This window comes from Hansschlegelia quercus, from assembly GCF_004310425.1.
Classification (GTDB): Bacteria; Pseudomonadota; Alphaproteobacteria; order Rhizobiales; family Methylopilaceae; genus Methylopila; species Methylopila quercus.
The window spans coordinates 33,327-54,780 of the sequence record NZ_SIUB01000001.1; the positions used below are offsets into that span (position 1 = coordinate 33,327).

A 21,454-nucleotide genomic window follows, 5' to 3' on the forward strand; every position below is an offset into this window, starting at 1 on the left:
CCGTGTGATCTGCGCGGACGACCAGGGGGATTGATGGACGACGGCTTCCAGTTCGGCATCGAGGAGGAGTTCTTCCTCGCAGACGTCAGCACCGGCGCGTCGCCGGACGGCGCGACCGCCGACCGCTTCCATGCCCGCGCCGAGAAGCGGGTCGAGGCCTCTTCGCATGAGCTGCTGAAGGGTCAGATCGAGATCCAGACCGAGCCCGGGACCGACTTCGATGCGGCCTGCGCCGAGCTGCGGCGGATGCGCCAGACGCTCGCGAAGACAGCGGAGGCGGAAGGCTTGCTGCTGTTCGCCGCCGGCAGCCATCCGCTGGCGCAAGCGCGAAGCCAGGAGATCACCGAGGCCGAGCGCTACGAGAAGCTGCAGGCGGAGCTCCGCATCATCGCCGAGCGCTCGATGGTCTGCGCGACGCACATCCACGTCTCCGCGCCGGAGCCGGACGCGCGCATTCAGCTGATGAACCGGCTGATCCCCTTTCTCCCGCTGTTCTATGCGCTCTCCGTCGCGTCGCCGTTCTGGCAGGGGCAGGACACGGGACTGAAGGGATTCCGCCCTTCGGCGTTCTCGGAGTGGCCGCGGATGGGCGTCCCGGAGCTGTTCGCCGATCAGGACGAGTACCGTCACTACGTGACGCTGATGGTCGACGCCGGCGTCATCCGGGATTCCAGCTTTCTCTGGTGGCACATCAGGCCGTCCGAGCATTATCCGACCATCGAGCTCCGCATCTGCGACGCAGCTCCGCGCGTCGAGGACGGGGTCGCCATCGCAGCGCTCTATCAGGCGCTACTGCGTTGCGCGTCCCGGATGCCGGGCCTCAACGGCGGCGTCGGGCCTGTCGATCGCGCGGTCTGCACGTCGAATATCTGGCAGGTCCAGCAATTCGGCCGCGACGCCAAGCTGATCGATCCGGCGCGTGGCGGCACGATCTCGGTGGTCGAGAAGCTCGAGGCGACGCTCGACCTTGTTGCGGAAGACGTCGATGCGCTCGGCTCCGCCTCGTGGGTTGCGCGAACGCGCGAGATGGTCGCGCGGCCCTCGGCCGCCGAGCGCCAGCTGGAGACCTATCGGCAAGCGCGCGCCGCCGGGACGAGGGACCGCGACGCCATGCTCGCCGTGGTCACTATGCTCGCGGACGAAACCAAGGCCTGACGCAACGCCGCCGACGCCGTTCCCCACATGGAGATGAGCATGACCTTCCCAGCGATTACAGCCGCTTACGCGTCCATTCTCGCGTTGTTCTACGTCGGTCTGGCGGGCTGGGTGATCGCCGGGCGCGTCGGTCACGACACGCTCTTCGGCGACGGCGGCGATCAGGGCCTTTCGAAGCGCATCCGCAGCCACGGCAACTTTCAGGAGTATGTGCCGTTCGCGCTGATCGTTGTCGCGCTTTACGAAGCGAGCGGCGGAAGTCACGCCCTCGTTCACGGCTTGCTGGTCGTTCTCCTGATCGCGCGCGCTCTGCATCCTATCGGGATGTTCGCGCCGGTGAACTCGCCCCGCCAGTTCGCCTGCCGTGGCGGCGGCATCCTCGCGACGTTGCTCGTCCTCGCGGTCGGCGCGATTGCGCTGCTGATCCGGCTGACCTGAGCTACTCGACGGTCACGGACTTTGCGAGATTGCGCGGCTGGTCGACGTCGGTGCCCATAAAAACCGCGGTGTGATAGGCGAGCAGCTGGATCGGCACGGCGTAGATCAGCGGCGACACGAAGGCGTATGCCTTCGGCACGACGAGCGTCGCGAAGGTCTCACCGGCATGGGCCGCGCCTTCTGCGTCGGTGATCAGCACGATCTTGCCGCCGCGCGCCGCGACCTCCTGCATGTTGGACGCCGTCTTCTCGAACAGTACGTCGAACGGCGCGAGCACTACGACCGGCACGTTCTCGTCGACCAGCGCGATCGGCCCGTGCTTGAGCTCGCCCGCGGCGTAGCCCTCGGCGTGGATGTAGGAGATTTCCTTGAGCTTCAGCGCGCCTTCAAGCGCGATCGGGTAGCTGGTGCCGCGGCCGAGATAGAGCACGTCCTGCGCCTTCGCGAAGGCGGAGGCGAGCTTCTCGATCTCGGGCTCGAGATGCAGCGTCTCCGCCATCAGCCGGGGCACTTCGATCAGCGACGCGACGAGCCTGGCCTCGTCGGCCTCCGATAGCACCTTGCGGTCGCGCCCGGCCTTGATGGCGAGCGCAGCGAGCACGGCGAGCTGGCAGGTGAAGGCCTTGGTCGAGGCGACGCCGACTTCAACGCCTGCGGTCGTCGGGAACACGACGTCCGCCTCTCGGGCGATGGTCGAGGTTGGCACATTGACGACCGCGCCGATCTTCATGCCCTGCGCGCGGCAGTGCCTGAGCGTCGCAAGCGTGTCCGCGGTCTCGCCGGACTGCGAGATCATCAGCGCCAGCCCGCCGGGGGTGAGCGGCGGCTCGCGGTAGCGGAACTCCGAGGCGATATCGATGTCCACCGGCAGCCGCGCGAACTTCTCGAACCAGTAGCGCGCGACGAGGCCGGCGTAATAGGCCGTGCCGCAGGCCGAGATCGCCAGGCGGTCGAGGCGTGAAAAGTCGAAGTCGGCGCCGGCCGGCAGGCTGATGCGGCCCGACGTCATGTCGACGAAGCGCGTCAGCGTATGGCCGACGACCTCCGGCTGCTCGGCGATCTCCTTCGCCATGAAGTGGCGGTACTGGCCCTTGTCGACCACGACGGAGGCCACCGCGGAGCGCACCGTTGGGCGGGCGACGGGAGCGTCGTTCTCGTCGAAGATCTCGACGTTCGACCGCGTGAGCGCAGCCCAGTCGCCGTCCTCGAGATAGGTGATCTCGTCCGTAAAGGGCGCGAGCGCGACGGCGTCGGAGCCGAGATAGACCTCGCCGTCGCCATGACCGATCGCAAGCGGGCTGCCGCGACGCGCGCCGATGATCAGGTCCTCTTCGCCCGCGAACAGGAAGGCGAGCGCGAAGGCGCCGCGCAGCCGCTTCAGCGCCTCGGCGACCGCGAGCCGCGGCGCCGCCCCGGCCTCGAGCAGGCTGGAGACGAGATGCGCTATGACTTCGGTGTCGGTCTGGCTGGTGAAGACCGCCCCCTCGGCGGTCAGCTCCTCGCGCAGCTCGCGGAAATTCTCGATAATGCCGTTATGGACGACGGCGACGCGCTCGGTCGCATGCGGATGGGCGTTGGCCTCCGTCGGCGCGCCATGCGTCGCCCAGCGCGTGTGTCCGACGCCGGCGCGCCCAGACAGCGGCTCGGCGGCGAGCTTCGCCTCGAGGTTGCGGAGCTTGCCTTCGGCGCGGCGGCGAACGATGCGGCCGCCCTCCAGCGTGGCGACGCCCGCGGAATCGTAGCCGCGATATTCGAGCCGCTTCAGCCCATCGACGAGCTGTGGAGCGGCCGCGTCGCGCGACAGGATTCCGACAATTCCGCACATGAAGTGGCGCCCGTTCGTGTCGTTACGTGAGACGTCGTAGCACGACAGGCCTTAGCGTGAAGTTGCGGGTGCAGGTTCGCCACCTACCCCTTTAAGCCTCTCGAGCGAGCGCTCCCGTCCGATGAACGGCAGCAGCTTGGCGAGCTCCGGTCCGTGCGGCCAGCCGGTCAGCGCGAGGCGCAGCGGCTGGAACAGCGCGCGGCCCTTCGCGCCCGTCGCCGCGGAAACCGCCGAGCTCCAGGCTTTCCACGTCGTCTCGTCCCATGGCTCCAGCGGAGCCAAGCGAGCCGCCTCGGCGATCAACGCCGCGCTGTCGGGGTCGGGCCGCTCCGCATTCTCTTTGAGCGCGACGGTCGCGATCCGCCACCACTCGGCGGCTTCGCCGAGCGTCGCGAGATTGCCGCGCACCATCTCCCAGAACGCTTCCCCGCCTCCGACGCCTAGCGCCTCCAGGCGCGATGAGACGGCCTCGAAGGGTAGTCCGTGCAGCGTCTTGGCCGACAAGGCCGCAAGTTCGACGGAATCGATCCGGGCCGGCGCGCGGGAGGGTCGCTCCTCGGCGACGATCGCGGCCAGCGCGTCGAGGCTCGCGACCGGTCGCACCGCCTCCGACGAGCCGATCAGCGAAGCATAGGCCGCGACCGCGAGCGGCTCTACACCTTCCTCTCTCAGCGATCTCAGCGAGAGGCTGCCCTGCCGCTTCGACAGACCCTCCCCGTCTGCCGTCGTCAGCAGATTGTGGTGGGCGAAGGCCGGCGGCCTACTTCGGAGCGCGGCGAACAGGTCGAGCTGCACGGCGGTGTTCGTGACGTGATCCTCGCCGCGGATAACGCGGGTGACGCCGAGATCGGCATCGTCGACCACGCTCGTGAAGACGTAGAGAAACGCGCCGTCGTCGCGCACCAGAATGGGGTCGGACAGGCTCGCGAGATCGATCTCCTGCGCGCCGCGAAACCCGTCTTCCCAGCCGATCCGACCGTCCGACAGGCGGAACCGCCAGTGCGGCCGGCGGCCTTCGGCCTCAAGCGCAGCGCGATCGGCCTCCGTCAGCTTCAGCGCGCGACGGTCATAGACCGGGGGCCGACCGGAAGCGCGCGCCAGACGCCGCGCGCGGTCAAGCTCCTCGGGCGTCTCGTAAGCAGGATAGATGCGGCCTTCCGCCCTCAGACGCTCGAATGCGGACTGATAAATCGCCGTGCGCTCGGACTGGCTGTGCTCCTCGTCCGGGACGATCCCGAACCAATCGAGGTCTTCGCGGATCCCCTCGACAAATTCCGGCCGCACCCGCGCGGCGTCGGTGTCGTCGAGCCTCAGGATGAAGCGGCCGCCCTGCCGCGCCGGCAGCGCGTTCAGCAGCAGCGTGCGGGCGTTGCCGAGATGCAGATAGCCGGTCGGCGACGGCGCGAAGCGGTAGACGTCTGGGCGGGCGGACATGCCCGTCGTCTAGCGGTCCCAGGCGCCTCCGGCAATCGACCGCCCTCGAAAGAAAAGCCCCGCGACATGCGCGGAGCTTCAACTCAGGTGATCAGAGACGCTGGCGATCCGGGCCCTGCGGAGCGTCCGGGCCCGGCCTCGGTCCGCGCTCTCCCCAGCCATGCCCGCCGCCGTGGCGGCTCATGAAGCGGTCGCGCATCTCGGCCTCGACCGTCTTCACACGCTCAAGCTGCTCCGGCGTCAGCTTCTGCCGAAGCGCGGCCGTCGCTTCCTTCAGCGCCTTGGCCTTCTCGGCGCGGGCGATGGCCATGTCCGCGATGCGGTCCGCCATGCCGAAGGCTTCCGGCTCAGGCTTCTTGTCCGGGCGCGGCGGGCGGCTGACCATGTCGACCGATGCGGCGGTGAACGCGCGCCACGCGTCGAGCTGGTCGGAACGGATCCCGATCAGCGTCTCCATGGCGGAGAGGCGCTTGGCGAGCCGCATCGCGGGATCGCCCTGCATGCCATGCCCGCGCATGCCGTGACGGTCCATGCCGCCTCGGGGACCCATGCCGTCTCCGCCATTCCAATCGTGATGTGGCGGCGGAGGCGGAGCCGTCGGACTCGACTGAGCCAGCGCGACGCCGGCGGTTGCGACGCCGGCGGCGACGACGAGAGCCGACGGCAGAATCAAAAGCTTGCGCATGTTTTCTCTCATACGTGTTGAGGACGGCGCTTTAGCCCGGAGGATCTCGGCGCCTTTCCCTTTCTCACGCAGCGAGAGCGCGTACCCTGCTATCGGACCCGCATTGCGCCCATCACGCCCGCGCGATCACTCGGCCGCGATCACCTGACGGGGACCGCGAGCGAGCCGCTCCTTCTTCACCTCTTCGGCGACGAGGAAGGCGAGTTCGATCGCCTGCTCCGCGTTGAGGCGCGGGTCGCAATGCGTGTGATAGCGGTCCCGCAGGTCCGCGTCGGAGATCGCGCGGGCGCCGCCGGTGCACTCGGTGACGTTGTTGCCCGTCATCTCGACATGCACGCCGCCGGCGTAGGAGCCTTCCGCCCGGTGGACGTCGAAGAAGGCGCGCACCTCCTGCAGGATGCGGTCGAACGGCCGCGTCTTGTAGCCGGACTGCGACTTGATCGTGTTGCCGTGCATCGGATCGCACGACCACACGACGTGGCGCCCTTCCGTCTTCACCGCGCGGATCAGTCCCGGCAGGTGGTCGAACACCTTGTCCGCGCCAAAGCGGGCGATCAGCGTCAGCCGGCCGGGCTCATTCTCCGGGTCCAGCAACTCGATCAGGCGCATCAGCTCGTCGGGCTTCAGCGATGGGCCGCACTTCAGACCGATCGGGTTCTTCACGCCGCGGCAATATTCGATGTGGGCGTGATCGGGCTGGCGGGTGCGATCGCCGATCCAGATCATGTGTCCGGAGGTCGCGTACCAGTCGCCCGTCGTGGAATCGACGCGCGTCAGCGCCTGCTCGTAGCCGAGCAGCAGCGCCTCGTGGCTCGTGAAGAACTCCGTCGACTTGAGCTCGGGGTGGCGTTCCGGATCGATGCCGCAGGCGCGCATGAAGTCGAGCGCGTCGGCGATGCGGTCGGCGACCTCTCGGTAGCGGCCGGATTGCGGGCTCTCCTTCACGAAGCCGAGCATCCACTGATGCACGAAGTCGAGATTGGCGTAGCCGCCGTTCGCGAACGCGCGCAGCAGGTTCAGCGTCGCCGCCGACTGGCGATACGCCTCGAGCTGACGGCGCGGATCGGGGATCCGCTGCTCCGGGGTCGCCTCCGTGCCGTTGATGATGTCGCCGCGATAGATCGGCAGCTCGACGCCGTCGACGATCTCCGTCGGCGAGGAGCGCGGCTTGGCGAACTGGCCGGCGATGCGGCCGACCTTCACCACGGGCGACGCCGCGGCGTAGGTCAGCACGACCGCCATCTGCAGGAAGACACGGAAGAAGTCGCGGATGTTGTCGGCCGAATGCTCTGCGAAGCTCTCCGCGCAATCGCCTCCCTGCAGCAGGAACGCCTCGCCGCGCGAGACCTGCGCCAGGTGGCGCTTCAGCTTGCGCGCTTCGCCTGCGAACACCAGAGGCGGAAATGTCGAAAGCTGAGCCTCGGCCGCCTTCAGGGCGGCCGCATCCGGATAGACCGGCGACTGCTCGATCGGCCTGTCACGCCAGCTGGATGGGCTCCAACGCTCCGTCATGTCCTCAAGCTCCAAAACCGTCCACGAAGCGGACGAAAGGCGACGGCGATGCGTCGCCCGGCCGCAGCCGGCCGCTCGTGCGGGCGCCTTCTAGCACCGCAAGAGATAGGAAGGAACCTTCAGGATTCTGAGAGGAGAGGCTCGGGCGCGTCGCGAAGCGGCCGCTCCGGCATCGCGACCACCAGGAGGAACGCGCCGGCCGCGGAGCAGAGCGCCGCGGTGAAGGCCAGCCGGAAGGTGGCTGGATCGAAGCTCAGCGTCCCATGCTGAGCGCCCTCCCCGCCTGCGCCGAAGACGATCGCGCCGAGGATCGCGACGCCAAAGGCGGAGCCGAGCGAACGCATGAAGGCGAGCAGACCGGTCGCCGCGCCGAGATCCTTTGGACCGGCGGCGTTCTGAACGCTGACCGTGACCGTCGGGAATATGGGCCCGAGGCCGAGGCCGTAGAGGAAGAACAGGATCTGCGTGGCGAGCAGAGGCCGCGCGCCCTCGCTCGCGACGATCGCGCCAAGCGCGATGGTCGAGATCGCGAGGCCCGCAATCGCGGGCATCCGGTAGCGCTCCAGCCGAGGGATCAGCCGGCCGGTGATAAGCGAGCCGACCACGGTGCCGCCCGCCATCACGATCAGGCCGAGCGCCGCGACATCCGGTGAGACGCCGTTGGTCGCCTGCAAATAGACCGGCACGACCGCCGAGAGCCCGACGAAGCCGCCCATGCCGCACGCGACCGCAAGGGTCCCCCGAAGCACGACGGGGTCGCGCAGCACGCGGAGCGGGATCAGCGGCTCCTCGAACGTCTTCAGCCGCAACAGGAAGAGGATCGTCGCCACCACGGACGCGGCTGCGAGGCCGAGCACCGGGGTCGAGAGCCAAACGCCCGTCATGCGGCCGATGGAGAGCGCGAGCATCGCGAGCGACGCCCCGGCCATCACGAGCGCTGCGCCGGGGATGTCGAGCCGCCGCCGACGGGGAACGAAGGGCAGGTCCTTTAGCGGCCCCCACATCACGAGCAGCGCGGCGAAGCCGAGCGGCAGGTTGATCCAGAACACCAGCGACCAGTGCAGGTGCTCCGCGAAAACGCCGCCGACCAGAGGGCCCGCCACGCTCGCGGTCGCCCACACGGCGGAGATGTGCGCGGCATAAAGCCCGCGCTGCTTCGGCGGCACAAGATCGCCCATCACGGTCTGCGCGAGCGCGATAAGCCCGCCGCCGCCAAGGCCCTGGAGCGCACGCGCGCCGATCAGCATCCAGAGGTTCTGCGCGAGCCCGCAGAGGATCGACGCCGCGACGAACAGCGAGACCGAGGCGAAGATGACGCTGCGCCGGCCGTAGAGGTCGGCGAGCTTGCCGTAAAGCGGCGTGACGGCCGTGGCCGTGACGAGATAGGCGGAGATGACCCAGGGCAGATGTTCGGCGTCGCCGAGGCTCCGCCCGATCGTCGCCATGGCCGGCGCGACGATCGTCTGGTCAAGCGCCGCGAGCAGCATCGCGGCCAGGACGCCGACGATGATCTGCCGCTTGCGGACTTCGGTCATCGCGCCCGGCTGCCGCGTCAGCCCGTCCATTTCGTCCGGAGCGTCACGAGCTCTTCGGCCGCGCTCGGATGGAGGGCGACGGTGTCGTCGAAATCGGCCTTCGTCGCGCCCATCTTCACCGCGATCGCAGCGGCCTGGACGATCTCGGCGGCGTCCTCGCCGACGACGTGGACACCCAGAACCTTCTGGCTCCCCGCATCCACCACGAGCTTGATCAGCATCCGCTCGTCGCGGCCCGACAGAGTCGCTTTCATCGGGCGAAAGCGGGTCTTGTAGATGTCGACCTCGTGGCCGTCTTCGCGGGCGACCTCCTCCGTCATGCCGACCGAAGCGGCCTCCGGCGTCGTGAACACTGCCGTCGGCACGCTTTGATACGACACCGCGGTCCGGCGGCCGCCGAATACGGTGTCGGCGAAGGCGTGGCCTTCCCGGATCGCGATCGGCGTCAGGTTCAGCCGGTCGGTGACGTCGCCGACGGCGTAGACCGACGGCGCCGAGCTCTGCGACGTGTCGTCGACGATGATCGCGCCCTTGTGGTCGCACTCAACTCCGGCGCCCTCGAGACCGATCTCAGGGGTGAGCGGACGCCGGCCGATCGCGAGCATGACCTCGTCGGCCGCGATCGTCTCGCCGCACTTCGTGCGGACCGTCTTGCCGTCTGCGCCGTCTTCGACCGAGACGATGTGATCGCTCAGTACGAAGCGGACGCCGCGGGCGGCCAGCCCGGCATGGACGTCGTCGCGGACGTCCTCGTCGAAGCCGCGCAGCACCTTCGCGCCGCGATGGATCACCGTCGTCTCGACGCCGAGGCTGGCGAAGATCGACGCGAATTCGAGCGCGATATAGCCGCCGCCGGCGACGACGATGCGACGCGGCAACTCCGCGAGGTCGAGAGCCTCGTTCGACGAGATCGTCAGCTTGCAGCCGGGGAAATCGTCGTGAACGGGCCGGCCGCCCACCGCGATGAGGATCGTCTTCGCGGTGACCCGCGTGCCGTCCGCGAGACGCACGGCGTTGGGCCCGTCCAGCACGGCGCGCTGGCGGTGGATGGCGACGCCGGAGCGGGTCAGATTCTGCTCATAGAGCCCGGAGAGCCGGGCGATCTCCTTGTCCTTGGCCGCGATCAGATCGGGCCAGGAAAAGGTTGGCTCGGCCGGCAGGCTCCAGCCGAACCCGGCAGAATCCTCGAACACGTCAGCGAAACGGCTGGCATAGACCAGCAGCTTCTTCGGAACGCAGCCGCGGATCACGCATGTCCCGCCGATGCGGTACTCCTCGGCGATCGCGACCCGCGCGCCATGGCCGGCCGCGATCCTCGCGGCGCGAACGCCGCCCGACCCCGCCCCGATGACGAAGAGATCGACCTCGTAATCGCTCACGCCGGAACCGCCTCCGCCACGATCAGATGTCGTGGCCCCTCTTCTTCATCTCGGCGCGAAGGCGCGTGATAACTTCCTGGCTCATCTGGTCGCTCCATTCGCGGAAGCTCTGGAAGGCCTCGCGCTGGGCGACCGGCTGGTTCTCGCGGAACTTCCTGCCGACGGGCGTCTTGTAGAACGCCGCGACCTGCTGAAGCTCCTCGGCGGTGAACCGGCGCGCATAGGCCTGCGCGATCGCGCCCATCAGTTCGTCCTGACGCGCCTTGAGCTGCGGAAGCAGCGCGTCTCCGGCGGCGTCCAGATCCTTGGCGAGGCCCGGATTGGTCGTCAGGAAGGTGCGCTTGCCCTCGTCGATGAAGACGCGGACCGTATCGCCCATCGTGTCGGCGACGCCGGTGCTCTCGACGACGTCGCGGGCGGCTGCGATCTGCGCGGCGCTCGGCGTCTGGGCCGACGCGGAAGAGACCATGGCGCAGGCGAGCGCGGCGGCGAAGCCGAGGCTGCGGATGGAGACGACGCGCGTCATGCGATTTTCCTTGCGGTGTCGGCGAAGGAGCGGCCGCGCGGCTCGAGCGTCTGGACGCCGTTCGGCCCGGCGATGATCGCAAGGCCCGCGAGGTCGAGGAACAGGCCGTGTTCGACGACTCCCGGAATGCCGACCAGCGTCGCGGCGAGCGCCTTTGGGTTGTGGATCTTGCGGAAATGGCCGTCGAGGATGACGTGGCCGCTGTCGGTCACGACAGGGCATCCATCCTCGGCGCGGCGCAGCACGACGTCGCCTTCGACGCCGAGTTCGCCGATGAGTTCGCGGATGGCGCGCAGCGTCGGCTCCTTGCCGAAGGGCACGACCTCGATCGGCAGCGGGAAGGCGCCGAGCGTGTCGACCAGCTTGCTCTGGTCGGCGATGACGATCATCCGCTTCGAGGCGAATGCGACGATCTTCTCGCGCAGCAGCGCTCCGCCGCCGCCCTTGATGAGATTGAGATCTGGGTCGATCTCATCGGCGCCGTCGACTGTCAGATCGAGCGCCGGCGTATCCTTGAGCGTCGTCAGCGGGATGTTGTGGCGCTCCGCTATCTCGCGAGTGGCCTCGGAGGTCGGGACGCCGACCACGTCGAGGCCCTGCGCGACCTTCTCGCCAAGTAACTCGATGAAGATCGAGGCGGTGCTGCCGGTGCCAAGCCCAAGCTTCATGCCGGGCTCGACATGCGCGAGCGCGGCCTCCGCGGCTACGCGTTTAAAGTCTTCAGTGGTCAAGACGTCCCGTCCTTTCAGCCGGCGAGACCGGCGACGAGCAGATATTTGATATCGACGAATTCGTCGACGCCGCGCTGCGAACCTTCACGGCCGTGGCCGCTTTCCTTTACGCCGCCAAACGGCGCCAGCTCGGTCGAGATCAAGCCTGAGTTGATGCCAACCATGCCGTATTCAAGAGCTTCTCCAACCCGGAATATCCGCCCAACGTCGCGCGCATAGAAGTAAGCGGCGAGACCGAATTCAGTGTCGTTGGCGTATCCGACCGCTTCGTCTTCCGTCTCGAAGCGGAAGATCGGGGCCATCGGCCCGAACGTCTCCTCGCGCGCCACCGCCATATCTTGCGTGACGCCCGATAGCACCGTCGGTTCGAAGAACGTGCCGCCGAGCGCATGGCGCTTGCCGCCGAGCACGACCTTGGCGCCCTTCGCGGTGGCGTCGGCGATGTGGCGCTCGACCTTCTCGATGGCGTCCGGGGCGATAAGCGGCCCCTGCGTCACGCCTTCCTCAGTCCCGCGTCCGACCTTGAGCTTGCCGACGGCCGCCGTCAGCTTGTCGACGAAGGCGTCGTAGACCGAGGACTGCACGTAGATGCGGTTCGCGCAGACGCAGGTCTGGCCCATGTTGCGATATTTGGAGACCATTGCGCCTTCGACCGCCGCGTCGAGATCGGCGTCGTCGAACACGATGAAGGGCGCATTGCCGCCGAGTTCGAGCGCGACGCGCTTCACGCCGGAGGCGGCCTGCCGCATCAGGATCTTGCCGACCTCGGTCGACCCGGTGAACGAGACCACGCGCACCGCCGGATGCGAGGTGAAGACCTCGCCGATCGCCGGCGCGTCCTCGCCGGTCACGACGTTCAGCACGCCCTTCGGGATTCCGGCCTCATGCGCGAGACGTGCGAGCGCCAGAGCGGTGAGCGGCGTCTCCATCGCCGGCTTCACCACGAAGGTGCAGCCGACTGCGAGAGCCGGCGCGCATTTGCGGGTGATCATCGCCGCCGGGAAGTTCCACGGCGTAATGGCGGCCACGACGCCGACGGGCTGGCGCAGCACGAGGATGCGCGCGTCGGTCCTGTGGGTCGGCAGGGTGTCGCCGGAGACGCGCTTGGCCTCCTCGGCGTAGAACTCGACGAAAGAGGCGGCGTAATCGATCTCGCCCTTGGCCTCGGCCAGCGGCTTGCCCTGCTCGCGGGTCATGACGAGCGCGAGCTCGTCCTTGTTCGCGATGATGAGGTCGAACCAGCGCCGCAGGATCGCGGCGCGCTCCTTCGGGAGCTTCGCGGCCCAAGGCTTGAACGCCCGCTGCGCCGCCTCGACGGCGGACCTGGCCTCGGCGGCGCCGAGGTCCGGCACGCGGCCGACGACTTCGCCGGTCGCGGGATCAAGGACGTCGACGGTCGGCGAGCCGACGAAGGCGCCGTCGATATAAGCCTGGGCGTCGATGAGCCCGGTCATTGGAAAGCCGTCCATCTTCAGGACCGATCGGCTGATTGCGGGAGCCGCGCGGTCTAGCACGACGAAAGGCGAGGCCGCCACCCCCGCCGGCGCTTGGGCTTCAGCCGCGCACCACCCAGACGATCACGACGCCCAGCAGGGCCGACAACACGCCGACCCATCTGAGCGCCTGATCCGGCGTCGCGACGATGTTCGCGCTCGCCTTCTTCGCGGCCGCGGGAAAACCTGCAAACAGCAGGCCTTCGATCGCGAGCACCAATCCAAGCGCCGCGAAGAAGTCGCTCATGCCTATCGCGCCGCCGGAGCGGCGGCAGCGGCGGCCGGGACGCCGTTCGGCTGCTCGAAAAAGCGGAAGAAAGGGCTGTCGGGCGAGAGCACCAGACGCGTCTGGCTCTTCAGAGCCGTGTCATAGGCCTGCATGGAACGGTAGAAGGCGAAGAACTCCCGGTCGGCGCCATAGGCGTCTGCGAGCACGCGCGTCTTCTCGGCCTCGCCCTGGCCGCGGACGACTTCCGCGTCGCGGTTGGCTTCGGCGACGATCACCTGAGCGTCGCGATCCGCACGAGCGCGCATGCCCTGCGCCTGCTCGGCGCCCCGGGCGCGGATCTGCGCCGCCTCCTGCGCCCGCTCCGACGACATCCGGTCAAACACGGCCTTGGAGTTCTGCTCCGGCAGGTCGGCGCGGCGGATGCGGACGTCGACGATCTGCAGGCCAAAACGGTCGGCCTCGCGGTTCGCCTGGTCTCGGATGCGGGCCATGATCTGATCGCGCCGATCGCGGACGATCTGCTCGAAGCTGTTGGAGCGGATCGCCTCGAGCAGCGCGTCGTTCAGAACGAAGGTCAGACGCTGGTTCGCCTGCTCGACGGTGCCGACCGCCTGACGGAAGCGCAGCGGGTTGACGATCTTGTAGCGCGCAAAGGCGTCGACCACGAGCCGCTGGCTGTCGTTAGCGGTGGCTTCCTTCTCGGGCATGTCGAGATCGAGGATGCGCTTGTCGATGCGCGTCACGCTCTCGATGAACGGCACCTTGGCGTGAAGCCCGGGCTCGGTGACGGTCGCGACCGGCTGGCCGAGGCGCAGCACGATGACCTGCTCGGTCTGGTGGACGACGTAGAGCGCGCTGTAGATCGCGACGAAGGCGAGCACGGCGATGGCGGCGAGAAAACCGCCGAGGATGCTGCGGTTCACTGGCCTGCTCCCGTGCCTGCGCGCTGTTGCTGCTGCCGGGCGCCCTGCTGGACCTGATCGAGCGGCAGGAAGGGCACGACGCCCTGACCGCTCGCCTTCGGGTCGATGATCACCTTGTCGACGCTCTGGAAGATCCGCTCCATCGTCTCGAGGAACAGGCGCTCGCGGGTCACGTCGGGCGCGACCTTGTAGGCGGCGGTGACCTGCTCGAAGCGGGACGCCTGGCCCTGGGCTTCGGCGACGGTCGCGGCCTTGTAGCCCTCGGCCGCCTGCATGGTCTGCGCGGCGCGGCCGCGCGCTTCGGGAACCACGCGGTTGGCGTAGGCCTGCGCCTCGTTGGTGAGGCGGATGCGGTCGGCCTGCGCGACCTGAACCTCGCGGAACGCGCTGATCACCTCGCCCGGAGGCGCGATCTTCTGGAGCTGAACGGAGGAGATATCGACGCCGGACTGGTAGCTGTCGAGCGTCTTCTGCATCAGCTCCCGGACCGCCGCGGCGGTGACGTCGGGATTCTGCGTCTCGGCCTTGGGCAGGACCGGATCAACGGGAGCGGGAGCGCCGGCCAACGGCGGCGCCTGGGTCGCCGCATCCGTCGCGGGCGTGCCTTCGGTCAGAATCTGCTGGAGCTTGGACCGGCCCACGACCTCGCGCATGGCGCTCTCGGCGACCGCCTTGATCGTGCCTTCGGGGTTCTCGAGGTTGAAGAGATAGTCGGCCGCACCGCTCGGGCGGCCGGCGGCGCCGTCGGCGGGCTTGATCACCCACACGACCGAGAAGTTGACGTCGACGATGTTGCCGTCGCCGGTCAGCATCAGGCTTTCCTGCGTGACCTCGCGGGACGAAACGTTGCGCGCGCCGCCGACGCTGGTGCGCATGCCGACTTCGATCGAGTTCTGCGTCGTCACCTTCGGGGTGAGCACGGTCTCGATCGGATAGGGAAGGTGGTAGTTCAAGCCCGCCTGCGTGGTGCGAACATATTCGCCGAACCGGAGGACGATGCCCTCTTCGTCCGCTTCGACGCGGTAGAAGCCCGAGAGCCCCCAGCCGATCAGGCCGACGACGACGAGCGCGAAGATGCCCTTGCTGCTTCCGCCGCCGGGAATGAAGCCGCGGACCCTGTCCTGCGCCCTGCGCAGGAAGTCCTCGAGATCAGGCGGGTTCGGCCCCTGGTTCTGCGGGCCCTGGCCCCACGGTCCGCCCTGATTGCCGCGCCAGGGTCCACCGCCGCCGCCACTCTGGTTGCTCCAGGGCATCTATGCTCCTCGCCGCTCGGGCGTACGCGAAACCCAGGGCGGGCCGCTCGACTGTCACGCGCCAGATATAGATGGCGCAACCGCGCGTTCCAACGGATGCGCGGCCGGTGACGCAGTGCGGCGCCGGATTTCGGGCGTCAACGTAAATAACCGTGTGCGGCGATCACGAGTCTCACGAGCGACGGACGCGCACGAAATCGCGGTACGTGAATGGGTACTCGTTGCGCGCGCCGGCCTCGTGACGCTCGCTGAACGTCTCCTTCCAGAGCGACGGATCGTACTCGGGGAACAGCACGTCGCCCTTGGGTTCGGCGTCGATCTCGGTGAGGTGCATGACGCTCGCGAGCGGCATGGTCAGCGTGTAGATCTCGCCGCCCCCGACGCTGATGATCTCGCTCGCGTCCATCTCCTCCGCGAGCGCCTCGGCGAGGCCGAGGGCGTCCGCGAGCTCGTGCGCGACATGGACGCCCTCCTCCCGAAAAGCCCGGTCGCGGGTCAGCACGATGGTCTCGCGCCCCGGCAGCGGCCGTCCGATGGCGGCGTGGCTACGCCGCCCGACGATCAACGGCTTGCCCCAGGTCAGCGCCTTGAAACGCTTGAGGTCGCTCGACAGCCGCCAGGGCATTCCGTTGTGGTGGCCGATGACCCGGTTGCGGGCGACGGCCGCGACGATCGCGATCGGTACCCTCACTCGATGACCCGTCCACGCAGGCAGAGCGTCTGCCAAAGTTTCTGCACCGTCGCGGTCTCGCCCGCGTTCAGCGTCTCGATGGCGGCGTCGCCCGAGTTGTAGCGGTAGACGAAGCGCACCAGGCTCGGCTTCTCACGGCCGATATAGATCGTGGCCTGCCCGCAGACCGCCTCGTCCTTGCCGTTGCTGCGGCGCTTGAAGTTCTCGAAGCCGAACCGGGCCGGCTGGCCGGCATAGGCCGACTTGAGCTTCGCCCTCAGGGCCTGCTCGGTCTGCGCGTAAACCGTGGGGGTGTCCTGCGCGAGCGCCGCGCCCATCGCGCCCGCAATCATCACGGCCGCCAGCGCCGCCGCCTTGCTCGAAACCATCGTCTGTCCTCGTCCCCGAACGCGTCTGAATGACGCGAGCCTCAACCCGTCTTGAGTCGCGCCCCGCAACCCAAGATGCCGATACACCGTCTAAGGTCCGCTCGCTACGGGGTCTCGCTTACACGGCGACCGCGGCGGCGATCGCCGGGTGCGGATCGTAGCCGGCCAGCGAGAAATCCTCATAGGCGTAGGAGAACAGGTCCGCCGGCCGCCGCAGCAGATCGAGGCGGGGGAACTGGCGCGGCGCGCGCTCCAGCTGCTGGCGGGCCTGATCGACATGATTGGCGTAGAGGTGGACGTCGCCGCCCATCCACACGAGCTCTCCCACGTCGAGATCGCACTGCTGCGCCAGCATGTGGATGAGGAGCGCGGCCTCCGCGACGTTCCAGCCGAGCCCGAGGAAAACGTCGGCCGAGCGCTGGAAGACGAGGCCGGACAACCGGCCGTCGGCGACATGGAACTGATAGGTCATGTGGCAGGGCGGCAGCGCCATCCGGTCGAGTTCGCCGACGTTCCAGCCGGTGAACAGAAGCCGCCGGCTCGCGGGATTCTCGCGGATGCCCTTCACCAGCTCGCCCATCTGGTCGTGCGTCCGGCCGTCGGGGCCCGTCCAAGCGCGCCATTGCTTGCCGTAGACCGGGCCGAGCTCGCCGTTCTCGTCCGCCCATTCGTCCCAGATCGTGACGCCGTTGTCGCGGAGATAGCCGACATTGGTGTCGCCGCTGAGGAACCAGATCATCTCGTGGACGGCCCCGCGGAAGAAGATCCGCTTGGTCGTGAGCAGGGGAAAACCCTGGGCCAGATCGAACCGCATCTGACGGCCGAAGAGCGAATAGGCGCCGACGCCCGTCCGGTCGGCGCGGTAGTCGCCGTTCGCCAGCAGCTCGCCGAGCAAGTCGAGATATTGCCGCTCAGGATGCTCGCCGGTCAGATCCGACGCCTTCTGAAGGGGCGCGCCGCTCGCCATCGTTCTCGTCCTCGACCTTGCCCCGGAGCTCCAGGACCTCGTCCGATCATACGCCTCGGCGCGCCAAGCCGCGAGACGCGCGCAGCGCTCGTACACAGAAGGCCGATGGCATAGCGGCGATGCGACGCGGTGCATTGCAACATCGATCGTGGCTCCTCAGTTTGCCGGCCTCAGACCAGTACGCGGGGACCGCACCATGTCGACGCTCGATGTCGTCGCCGACGGCGACGATCCACACATTCCGACCGAAGCCCTTCCCGCAGCGCCGGTCGCGAGCCCCTATGGCCCCGGACCCGCGCAGTTCGCGCTCGCCGTCGGCGGTCTGGCGATCGGCACCGGCGAGTTCGCCTCCATGGGCATTCTGCCCTCGGTCGCAACCGACGTCGGCGTCACGATCCCCGAAGCCGGCCATATGATCAGCGCCTACGCGCTCGGCGTGGTAATCGGCGCGCCCATCCTGACGATCTTGTTCGCAAGAGCTCCCCGCCGGGTGCTGCTGATCGCGCTGATGGCGGTGTTCGCGCTCGGCAACCTCTTCAGCGCGCTTGCCGGCTCCTATGTCTCGGTGGTCGCGGCCCGCTTCGTCGCGGGCCTGCCGCACGGAGCCTATTTCGGCGTGGCGATGCTCACCGCCGCCTCGCTCGTGCCGCGGAATCGGCGCGCGCAGGCGGCGGGCAACGTGCTGCTCGGCCTCAGCATCGCGAACGTCGTCGGCGTGCCGCTCGCGACCTGGCTCGGACAGGCGCTTGGCTGGCGCGCGACGTTCTTCACGGTCGCCGGCCTCGCCGTCCTTACGGCGATCCTGGTGCGCGTGTTCACTCCCGAGATCGAGCCGGAGGAGGGCGCGAGCGCCAAGCGCGAACTCGGCGCGTTCCGCAGCGCGCAGGTTTGGCTGACGCTCGGCGTCGCCGCGATCGGCTTCGGCGGCATGTTCGCGGTCTACAGCTACGTGACGCCCACCTTGACGGAGGTGACCGGTCTCAACTTGTCGCTGGTCCCCGTGATGCTCGGATTCCTCGGCGTCGGCATGATCGTCGGCAACATAGTCGGGGGCCGGCTCGCCGACCGCGCGTTGAAGGCGACGCTCGTCGGCGCGCTGGTGTGGAACGGCGCGACGCTCGCGGCCTTCGCCTTCACGTCGGCGGTCCCACTGCTCGCGGCGATCAACCTGTTCCTGATCGGCGGCTGCATCGCCATGGGCCCTGCCCTGCAGACCCGCCTGATGGATGTCGCAGGCGACGCTCAGACGCTGGCCGCGGCGCTGAACCACTCCGCGTTCAATCTCGCCAACGCGCTCGGCGCCTGGCTTGGAGGCGTCGCCATTGCGGCGGGTCTCGGCTGGACCTCGCCGGGCCTCGTCGGCGCCGTGCTCGCCTGCGGCGGGCTGGTGGTCCTGCTGATCTCGTTCAGGCTGGAGGCGAAGGCGGGACGCTAAGGCCCCGCCCTCCCCGTTCTGTCGTCAGGCCGCGCGGACGCCGGCGAGGAAGCCGTCGAGTTCGCGGGCGAGCCGGGTCGACTGCCGGGCCAGTTCGCCCGCGGCGGCATTCACGTCCGACGCTCCGGCGCCGGCATGGTTCGCAGCGATCTGCATGTCCGACATGTCGTTCGTCACCTTCACGGTGCCGTCCGCCGCCTGACTGACGTTGCGGGCGATCTCGCTCGTCGCCGCCTGCTGCTCCTCGACCGCGGCGGAGACATCGGTCGCGATCTGATTGACCTCGTCGATGATGTTCGCGATTTCCTTGATCGCCGAGACCGTTTCGCCCGTCGCTCCCTGGATCGCGCTGATCTGGGCGGTGATCTCCTCGGTCGCCTTGGCAGTCTGGCCCGCAAGGCTCTTCACCTCAGAGGCGACGACGGCGAAACCGCGGCCGGCCTCACCCGCCCGCGCCGCCTCGATCGTGGCGTTCAGCGCGAGAAGGTTGGTCTGCTCGGCGATGTCCTGGATGAGCGAGACGATCTCGCCGATCTTGCGCGAACCCGCGACGAGCTGGTCGACGCGCTCCTGCGCCTGACGCACGTTCTCGACGGCGCTCGACGCCGCGCGGGAGGTGACGGCGACCTGTTTGCCGACTTCCTGCGCGCTCGCGGCGAGCTGTTCGGTCGCGGCGGCGCAGGCCTGCATGTTGCCGGAAGTGTCCTTGGCGGTCGACATCGCGGCTTCGGACTGGCGGCTGGTCTGCTCCGAATTGGCGGCGAGCCCGCGCGAGGTCGCCTCCATCTCCTGGGCAGCGGCTGCGAGGCTCTGCACGAGCTCGCCGACGCTGCCTTCGAACTGGGAGGCGAGCGCGTTCATCTCCTGGCGGCGCAGCGCGGCGCGCTCGCCGTCCGACGCAGCCTGTCGGGCGCGCATCTCGTCGGCTTCCGCCATCGCGGCGGCGAACACGCGCATGCCGGACCAGATCTCGCCGATTTCGTCTTTTCGCGCCTTGACGTCCGGGAGCTTGTGGTCGCCGGCGGCGAGCCGCGCGATTGCGGAGGTGACGCCGGCGAGCGGCTGGGTGATGTGGCGTCGGGCGACCAGGACGGAGGCGACGAGCGCGACCGCCGTGCCGCCGAGCGCCAGAATCGCCAGCATCATCAGCGTCTTCTCATAGACCGCGTCCTGCTCCTGGTTGACCGCCTCCTTCTCCTCCAGGCTGCGCTTGACCAGGGCGTCGATGCTCGTCTGGAAGGCCTTGCGGTTGGCGCGGTTGCCTTCGTTGTTGCCCTGCTCGTTGGCTGCGGCGGGCGAAACCTCGGCTGCAAGCCGCACGGTCTCGGTGCGGAACTGGCGGAACCGCCCGGCGTCCGCCACGACCGCGTCGAACAGCGCGCGGTCGGCGTCCGGCACCAAAGGCTGCCAAGTCTTCAGCAGCGTGTCGATGCCGTCGAGCGCCGTCATGACGCCTTCGCCGAATTTCTTGGCGCTGGCGGAGGTGTCGGCCGCATAGATGCCGCGAGCATCCATCACCGCCGCGGTTACGAGCCTGTTCAGCTTCTCGCCATAGATCGCACGGCTGTAAGCGGCCTCCGTCTCGTCGGCTGCAGCGTCATAGGAGTGCAGACCCCAGAGGCCGATTCCAGCGATGGTGAGCGCGACCGCGCCCAGAGATCCGACCAGGGCGAAGATTTTGGCGCTGATGCGCATGGCGAACTGCTCGCGTTGATTGTTGCCTCCTGTAAGTACCCTCCACTCCGTTGACCGAGCATTAACGCTAACGGCGTGGACTGGACTTTGGCGCGTCACCCCTTCCGTCCGGCGGCCGGGCGCCCTATATTCCTCGGCGTCGGAGATATCCGGCTATGGTGATAAACGGCCGCTGTAATAAACCCTTCGGACCCGGGGGCAGTACCCGGCGCCTCCACCCAAGCCCTTGATATTAAGGGTTTCGGCGGGGGCGAAACAGGATCGACGGGGGCGTAAAGAGCGGGCTTTTGCCCGGCATGGCTCCACCGTTATCGGGCCATTCTATAGTTGCCAACGACAACTATGCTCCGGTTGCTCTGGCCGCGTGAGCGGTCCGGGAAACCGAACCTAAAGTCCTGATGGTCTAGCAGCTATTGGGCGGGGCCCGGAGGCGCCTGGCAACAGAAGCCTCCACTTCTCTCCCCATCTGCGGCGACGACGAAACAAGGCGGCTCCGCCGTTGCGCGTGAATGGTCGCGTTCGTTCGAGATCGCCAAAGATCGCGAGCAACGAAAAAGGGCCCTCCCGCTCTCGCGGAAAGGCCCTTTTGTAGTCTGAGACGTCAGCGACGCGAGGCGCCCCGAAGCGTTATTCGCAGACTTCGATGCGCTTGAAGTAGGTGCGGCCGTACTGGTCGACGTAGCGGCGGCGCTCCAGGACGCACTCGTCGTCGTCGCGATAGTGACGGGCGTTGTTGTTCGCGATCGCGGTGCCGGCGATCAGGCCGAGCGCACCGACGCCGACAACGGCCGCGGCGGTTCCGTTGCCATTGTGATGATGATGCCAGCGATCGGCCTTGGCGGCAGTCGGCGCGATGATCGCTGCCGTCATCGCCGCAGCTATCAGGCCGCTGATGATGCGCTTCTTCGAATAAGTCGAGGTCATTTCAAGTTGCTCCCGTCGGCGCGGTCTTCACTGCCGCGCGGATGATTGTGAATTCAGACTATCAAACGCGGGCGGCTGCCGGAATGTTTCCATCTCATCGCTGAACTCATAATGAACGGAAGGTGGACCGTCGGTTCGTCGCCCGAGCCTTTGAGCCTTACCACGCCTGTTCTTGGCCTTCCCTGCGGACTGGCCGTCACCGGCGCGACGCGCCGGCTTTCCGCCAGCGGCATCGCCTCTTGAACTCGGGCGCGAA

Annotated in this window: 20 protein-coding genes and 1 other RNA gene; 4 read left to right on the forward strand and 17 right to left on the reverse strand. The window is 68.1% G+C overall.

What is annotated here, in order from left to right; all coding sequences use genetic code 11:
* Positions 1-33 precede the first annotated feature (33 nt).
* Together EYR15_RS00150 and EYR15_RS00155 are read left to right on the forward strand one after the other, a co-directional pair.
* Entirely contained in the window at positions 34-1,155 is a 1,122-nt protein-coding gene (locus EYR15_RS00150) for a carboxylate-amine ligase (RefSeq protein WP_165455378.1), read from the forward strand.
* Positions 1,156-1,194: 39 nt separating this feature from the next.
* Positions 1,195-1,593, forward strand: a complete 399-nt coding sequence (locus EYR15_RS00155; RefSeq protein ID WP_131000861.1) for an MAPEG family protein — start codon at positions 1,195-1,197, stop codon at positions 1,591-1,593.
* Between the two features lies 1 nt (position 1,594).
* Here the strand turns inward: EYR15_RS00155 and glmS are convergent, their stop codons facing one another.
* From glmS to thyA, 15 genes are all read right to left on the reverse strand, one after another.
* Positions 1,595-3,418, reverse strand: coding sequence for a glutamine--fructose-6-phosphate transaminase (isomerizing) (glmS, locus tag EYR15_RS00160; RefSeq protein ID WP_131000863.1), 1,824 nt, complete (start codon positions 3,416-3,418; stop codon positions 1,595-1,597).
* A gap of 51 nt (positions 3,419-3,469) precedes the next feature.
* On the reverse strand, positions 3,470-4,852 hold the full coding sequence (locus tag EYR15_RS00165; RefSeq protein WP_131000865.1) for a glutamate--tRNA ligase: 1,383 nt from the start codon (positions 4,850-4,852) through the stop codon (positions 3,470-3,472).
* A gap of 91 nt (positions 4,853-4,943) precedes the next feature.
* The gene (locus EYR15_RS00170) at positions 4,944-5,537 is read right to left on the reverse strand and encodes a Spy/CpxP family protein refolding chaperone (protein WP_131000867.1); all 594 of its coding nucleotides are present in this window, start codon (positions 5,535-5,537) and stop codon (positions 4,944-4,946) included.
* Between the two features lie 126 nt (positions 5,538-5,663).
* Positions 5,664-7,049 carry a class II 3-deoxy-7-phosphoheptulonate synthase gene (locus EYR15_RS00175; RefSeq protein WP_131000869.1) on the reverse strand — a complete coding sequence of 462 codons (1,386 nt, stop codon included), beginning with the start codon at positions 7,047-7,049 and terminating at the stop codon, positions 5,664-5,666.
* A gap of 119 nt (positions 7,050-7,168) precedes the next feature.
* On the reverse strand, positions 7,169-8,614 hold the full coding sequence (locus EYR15_RS00180; protein WP_131000871.1) for an MFS transporter: 1,446 nt from the start codon (positions 8,612-8,614) through the stop codon (positions 7,169-7,171).
* Positions 8,602-9,963: a glutathione-disulfide reductase gene (gor, locus tag EYR15_RS00185; RefSeq protein ID WP_131000873.1), complete on the reverse strand. Its 1,362-nt coding sequence runs from the start codon at positions 9,961-9,963 to the stop codon at positions 8,602-8,604. Before gor ends, EYR15_RS00180 begins: the two co-directional genes overlap by 13 nt.
* Positions 9,964-9,985: 22 nt before the next feature.
* Positions 9,986-10,489, reverse strand: a complete 504-nt coding sequence (locus EYR15_RS00190; protein WP_131000875.1) for a DUF2059 domain-containing protein — start codon at positions 10,487-10,489, stop codon at positions 9,986-9,988.
* Positions 10,486-11,220, reverse strand: coding sequence for a ribose-5-phosphate isomerase RpiA (gene rpiA, locus EYR15_RS00195; RefSeq protein WP_131000877.1), 735 nt, complete (start codon positions 11,218-11,220; stop codon positions 10,486-10,488). Before rpiA ends, EYR15_RS00190 begins: the two co-directional genes overlap by 4 nt.
* 14 nt (positions 11,221-11,234) lie before the next feature.
* Positions 11,235-12,674 carry an NAD-dependent succinate-semialdehyde dehydrogenase gene (locus EYR15_RS00200; RefSeq protein ID WP_245498071.1) on the reverse strand — a complete coding sequence of 480 codons (1,440 nt, stop codon included), beginning with the start codon at positions 12,672-12,674 and terminating at the stop codon, positions 11,235-11,237.
* Between the two features lie 100 nt (positions 12,675-12,774).
* Positions 12,775-12,960, reverse strand: a complete 186-nt coding sequence (locus EYR15_RS00205) for a DUF2065 domain-containing protein (protein WP_131000881.1) — start codon at positions 12,958-12,960, stop codon at positions 12,775-12,777.
* A gap of 2 nt (positions 12,961-12,962) precedes the next feature.
* Positions 12,963-13,865 carry a protease modulator HflC gene (hflC, locus tag EYR15_RS00210; RefSeq protein ID WP_131000883.1) on the reverse strand — a complete coding sequence of 301 codons (903 nt, stop codon included), beginning with the start codon at positions 13,863-13,865 and terminating at the stop codon, positions 12,963-12,965.
* Positions 13,862-15,118 (reverse strand): protease modulator HflK, encoded by a 1,257-nt coding sequence (hflK, locus tag EYR15_RS00215; RefSeq protein WP_131000885.1) that lies wholly within the window; start codon positions 15,116-15,118, stop codon positions 13,862-13,864. The genes hflC and hflK overlap by 4 nt, the downstream gene beginning before the upstream one ends.
* 172 nt (positions 15,119-15,290) lie before the next feature.
* The gene (locus tag EYR15_RS00220; protein WP_131000887.1) at positions 15,291-15,809 is read right to left on the reverse strand and encodes a dihydrofolate reductase; all 519 of its coding nucleotides are present in this window, start codon (positions 15,807-15,809) and stop codon (positions 15,291-15,293) included.
* Positions 15,806-16,177 (reverse strand): hypothetical protein, encoded by a 372-nt coding sequence (locus EYR15_RS00225; protein ID WP_131000889.1) that lies wholly within the window; start codon positions 16,175-16,177, stop codon positions 15,806-15,808. The genes EYR15_RS00220 and EYR15_RS00225 overlap by 4 nt, the downstream gene beginning before the upstream one ends.
* 118 nt (positions 16,178-16,295) lie before the next feature.
* Entirely contained in the window at positions 16,296-17,144 is an 849-nt protein-coding gene (gene thyA, locus EYR15_RS00230) for a thymidylate synthase (protein ID WP_131000891.1), read from the reverse strand.
* A 196-nt stretch (positions 17,145-17,340) separates the two neighbouring features.
* Between thyA and EYR15_RS00235 the strand changes: the two genes are divergently transcribed.
* Positions 17,341-18,579 (forward strand): MFS transporter, encoded by a 1,239-nt coding sequence (locus tag EYR15_RS00235; protein ID WP_131000893.1) that lies wholly within the window; start codon positions 17,341-17,343, stop codon positions 18,577-18,579.
* A gap of 24 nt (positions 18,580-18,603) precedes the next feature.
* On the opposite strand, the gene EYR15_RS00240 is transcribed toward EYR15_RS00235, so the two are convergent.
* Positions 18,604-20,274, reverse strand: coding sequence for a methyl-accepting chemotaxis protein (locus EYR15_RS00240; protein ID WP_131000895.1), 1,671 nt, complete (start codon positions 20,272-20,274; stop codon positions 18,604-18,606).
* A 98-nt stretch (positions 20,275-20,372) separates the two neighbouring features.
* Between EYR15_RS00240 and ssrA the strand changes: the two genes are divergently transcribed.
* Positions 20,373-20,729, forward strand: a transfer-messenger RNA (tmRNA) gene (gene ssrA, locus EYR15_RS00245).
* A gap of 172 nt (positions 20,730-20,901) precedes the next feature.
* On the opposite strand, the gene EYR15_RS00250 is transcribed toward ssrA, so the two are convergent.
* Positions 20,902-21,198 (reverse strand): hypothetical protein, encoded by a 297-nt coding sequence (locus EYR15_RS00250; RefSeq protein WP_131000897.1) that lies wholly within the window; start codon positions 21,196-21,198, stop codon positions 20,902-20,904.
* Positions 21,199-21,454 lie beyond the last annotated feature (256 nt).